1 protein-coding gene is annotated in these 709 nt (G+C 67.1%); it reads right to left on the bottom strand.

Annotated elements, in window-relative coordinates; all coding sequences use genetic code 11:
- A partial coding sequence (locus ACFOHJ_RS24800; RefSeq protein WP_378225827.1) for a fumarylacetoacetate hydrolase family protein occupies nucleotides 1-709 on the bottom strand: 709 nt, incomplete at both ends.

A 709-nucleotide genomic window follows, 5' to 3' on the forward strand; every position in this document is an offset into this window, starting at 1 on the left:
AGGTAGCGCGGCGGCTTCATGCCGAGCCCGACGCCGGGCGGCGTCCCCGTCGAGATGACGTCGCCCGGGTGCAGGCTCATGAACTGGCTCAGATACGACACCAGATGCGCCACGCCGTAGACCATCGTCTTCGACGAGCCGTCCTGCATCATCTCGCCGTTCACCGTCAGCCACATCTTCAAATCCTGCGGGTCGGCGATCTCGTCCTTCGTCACCAGCCACGGCCCGATCGGCCCGAAGGTGTCGCACGACTTGCCCTTGGTCCACTGCCCCTGCCGCTCGATCTGGAAGGCGCGCTCCGAGACGTCGTGCGACACGCAGTAGCCGGCGACATGGTCGAGCGCCTCGGCCTCGGAGACGTATTTCGCCGTACGGCCGATGACCACGCCCAGTTCCACCTCCCAGTCGGTCTTTTCGGAACCGCGCGGGATCAGCACGTCGTCATTGGGGCCGACGACGGCCGAGCTTGCCTTCATGAACACCACCGGCTCGGATGGCACGGCGGCGCCGGTCTCGGCGGCATGGTCGGAATAGTTGAGGCCGATGCACAGGAACTTGCCGACGCCGGCAACGCAGGCGCCGAGGCGGGGCTTGCCCGCCACCGCCGGCAGCGACTTCGGATCGAGCCTGGCAAGCGAAGCCAGCGATTCCGGATCGAGCGCCTTGCCGCCGATGTCGGCGACATGGCCGGAAAGATCGCGGATCACCC

The organism is Aquamicrobium soli (genome assembly GCF_042646345.1).
GTDB lineage: Bacteria > Pseudomonadota > Alphaproteobacteria > Rhizobiales > Rhizobiaceae > Mesorhizobium > Mesorhizobium soli_A.